Source organism: Vibrio genomosp. F10 str. 9ZD137 (assembly GCF_049974785.1).
Taxonomy (GTDB): domain Bacteria; phylum Pseudomonadota; class Gammaproteobacteria; order Enterobacterales; family Vibrionaceae; genus Vibrio.
This window is the reverse complement of the sequence record NZ_JBNGCJ010000638.1, coordinates 1-3,021: the sequence shown is the minus strand read 5'-3', so window position 1 is coordinate 3,021 and position 3,021 is coordinate 1. Positions and strand designations below refer to the sequence as shown.

Below are 3,021 nucleotides of genomic sequence, written 5' to 3'. Positions count from 1 at the left end.
CGCTTGCATGACAAAGCTGAGTGCTTTTTCATCGGTCACTCTAATTCCCTTGTGATAAGGGGTTTCTATATTATTTGAAGTGAGAATTTGGTTGATTTGTGGGCGGGCACCGTGAACTAACACAATTCTAACACCCAGACTATGAAGTAATGATAAATCACTAATAATATTAGTGAAATTTTTGTCAGCGACAGCTTCTCCTCCCAGCATGATGACCATGGTTTTACCACGGTGAGCATTGACGTAAGGGGCTGATTGTCTAAATCCTTTAACTAAGGCTGTGCTACGAATTTTCAATTCATTAGTCTCTATTGAATTAATATGTGATTATACTGCCTTTTTATTCATTGGTTAACAAGGTTTTTGTACTTGTACTGTAAACAAACAATAGAGGGTTTGTAGATGACTGAAGCTGCGAACGGGCTTTATTGCCATCAGGTGAAGTTAGATGTGGTACGAGCAGTATATAATGGTTAAAGTTAAGCTAAGTGAATAGGTCAAGTTTAAAAAGATGGCTCCACAAAAAATAACAAAAACAGTCAAAAAAAAGAAAGAGCTCATTGTTTTTTCAGTATTACTTCTTGTGTCTATGGTGGCAGTGCTTACTTATTCCAGTTTATTTAAGCAGGTGCGTCTTTCTTTAGTTGATCAACAATCCATACACGGCGTGTGGGTTGAGCAACATGTCGCGGACTACGCGACAAACAATGTCCACATCGGTCCTGATGGTGTTTCGGTGGCTGGAAGAATTGTGGCGACACGGTATGAGTTTGATGGATCCACACTCGAATATCTAGTCGGAGAGACTTTGTATCAATATCGGATGCTCGATGAACTTAATACGAAGATGATTCAAATATCTGATAATCACTACAATCCCACTTATTACTTGGTTGAGAAATACAGTGACCGAGTTCGCTGATAGCCCAAGCTGAAAATTGACGTTAATCTCATTCTAAAATGCGCTACTGACGAGAATCATTACGATCTTGATCAGTATTTATTTTCTATTACGATTAGGTAATTGAGTTCTTATTAAGAGTTTGTCATTCTCTTGATACTGAAATTAAGGAATTATCCCTGTGTTCAAAAAAATGCTCCCTTTAACAGCCATGACACTACTTTTTGGCTGTGCGCAAAACACCGATCTTGCTCAGCAGTATTCTGGTACCGAATTTTCTTCCACATTAAACCAAGTGGACTTTATTGAATCCAATACGCCACGTGATTTCACAAAATTTGCCAAGCAGGCGCAAGCGGTGATCGATAATTCCCCCTCAATGGCACAGACCTTTGAACCTCTCTATGAAAAACTCAACGAATGGGCTTTACAAAGTGGCGACCCTAGTGCATTGGCCAGTTTTGGTGTTGAGTTGGCGCAACTCGGTGGCGGTGATGATAAAGGCAATGTTTTATTCACCGGGTACTTTTCACCGGTTATGGAGTTAAGGCATGAAGCCGATGACCGGTTCAAGTATCCGGTTTACGCGTTACCAGAGTGTGAGAGTGAGTGCCCAACACGAGCACAAATATATAACGGAGCGCTCGAAGGGCTAGGGCTTGAGCTGGGTTATGCATCAAATCGTATCGATCCATTTATTATGGAAGTTCAAGGCAGTGGCTTTGTGCATTTTGAGGATGACGATACGCTGGAGTACTTTGCTTATGCTGGGAAAAACAATCGTGCTTATGTCAGTATTGGTCGGATTTTAATCGAGCAAGGCGAAGTTGCGCGCGAAAAAATGTCGTTAAAAGCGATTAAAGATTGGGTACTTGCCAATGACGACCAACGTGTTCAAGAATTACTGGAGCAAAACCCATCGTTCGTGTTTTTTGAGCCAAGAGACGCAGCCCCTGTAACGGGGTCGGCCGGTATTCCTTTGCAAGCAATGGCGTCTGTCGCGGGTGATCGTTCTATTTTTCCTATGGGGACGCCGATTCTAGCTGAGGTCCCTTTGCTCAATGCCGATGGTACCTGGAGCGGTGCGCACCAGCTAAGACTTCTGTTAGTGCTTGATACTGGTGGAGCGGTAAAAGAAAATCATCTTGATCTGTATCACGGCATGGGCCCTCGCGCAGGGACGGAAGCTGGGCATTACAAGCACTTTGGTCGCGTTTGGAAATTGGGCTTAGAAGGCACGGCAACACAAGCTCCTTGGGCGATGCCACCAGAAAAAATGGAATAGCGACACTGTCGAAAACCGCTAGACATTTTAAAATAGAGTGCGTATAAATCGCACTCTTTCTTTTTGTCACCTCGTTAATGTGGATGTTTGATATGCGTGAACTCAACACACCAGCTTCGGAAAATTACGATCAGCGTTTTGGCGGGACTCGCCGCTTATACGGTCATAGTGAGGTTGAGATTCTTCGTGCTTCTCATGTGTGTGTCATTGGTATTGGTGGTGTCGGTTCATGGGCAGTGGAAGCGCTGGTTCGTACTGGTATTGGAGAGCTCACCCTCATTGATATGGATGATGTTTGCGTAACCAATATCAATCGTCAAATACATGCGTTAAATGGCACTGTGGGACAAAGCAAGATTGAAGTCATGGCAGAGCGGGTCAAACTGATTAACCCTGAATGTAAGGTTAATCTTATTGACGACTTTATTGGCCCTGATAATCAGCATGAATATTTAACGAAAGACTACGATTATGTCCTAGATGCCATTGACAGTTTAAAAGCGAAGGCGTCTTTATTGTCGTATTGCCGAAGTAATAAAATTAAAGTGATTACGATTGGTGGTGCGGGTGGTCAAATGGATCCAACTCAAATCAAAGTTGCGGATCTCACGAAAACCATTCAAGATCCGTTGGCGAAGAAATTAAAAGACACCCTACGACGTTTGCATAACTTTCCTAAGAATCCCCAGCGTAAGTTTGGTATTGAGTGTGTCTTTTCTACGGAACAATTGAAGTACCCACAAGCGGACGGTTCAGTGTGTGCGGCTAAATCGACAGCGGAAGGGCCAAAACGTATGGATTGTGCGACCGGTTTCGGCGCAGCGACCGTGGTGAC

3 protein-coding genes and 1 pseudogene are annotated in these 3,021 nt (G+C 43.3%); 3 read left to right on the top strand and 1 reads right to left on the bottom strand.

Annotation, left to right across the window (positions count from 1 at the left end; genetic code table 11):
* Positions 1-297: pseudogene (locus tag ACP45E_RS15430) on the bottom strand (amino-acid N-acetyltransferase); the annotation flags it as partial.
* Between the two features lie 214 nt (positions 298-511).
* Here ACP45E_RS15430 and ACP45E_RS15425 point away from each other — a divergent pair.
* From ACP45E_RS15425 to tcdA, 3 genes are all read left to right on the top strand, one after another.
* Positions 512-922, top strand: coding sequence for a DUF2850 domain-containing protein (locus tag ACP45E_RS15425; protein ID WP_017038015.1), 411 nt, complete (start codon positions 512-514; stop codon positions 920-922).
* A gap of 151 nt (positions 923-1,073) precedes the next feature.
* The gene (gene mltA / locus ACP45E_RS15420; protein WP_198927734.1) at positions 1,074-2,186 is read left to right on the top strand and encodes a murein transglycosylase A; all 1,113 of its coding nucleotides are present in this window, start codon (positions 1,074-1,076) and stop codon (positions 2,184-2,186) included.
* A gap of 92 nt (positions 2,187-2,278) precedes the next feature.
* Positions 2,279-3,021, top strand: a 743-nt coding sequence (gene tcdA / locus ACP45E_RS15415) for a tRNA cyclic N6-threonylcarbamoyladenosine(37) synthase TcdA (protein WP_069585207.1), incomplete at its 3' end; no start/stop codon positions are given.

Bases quoted from the DNA above. Each gene is read 5' to 3' on its own strand.
- ACP45E_RS15425 (WP_017038015.1), top strand. From the start codon at position 512: ATGGCTCCACAAAAAATAACAAAAACAGTCAAAAAAAAGAAAGAGCTC.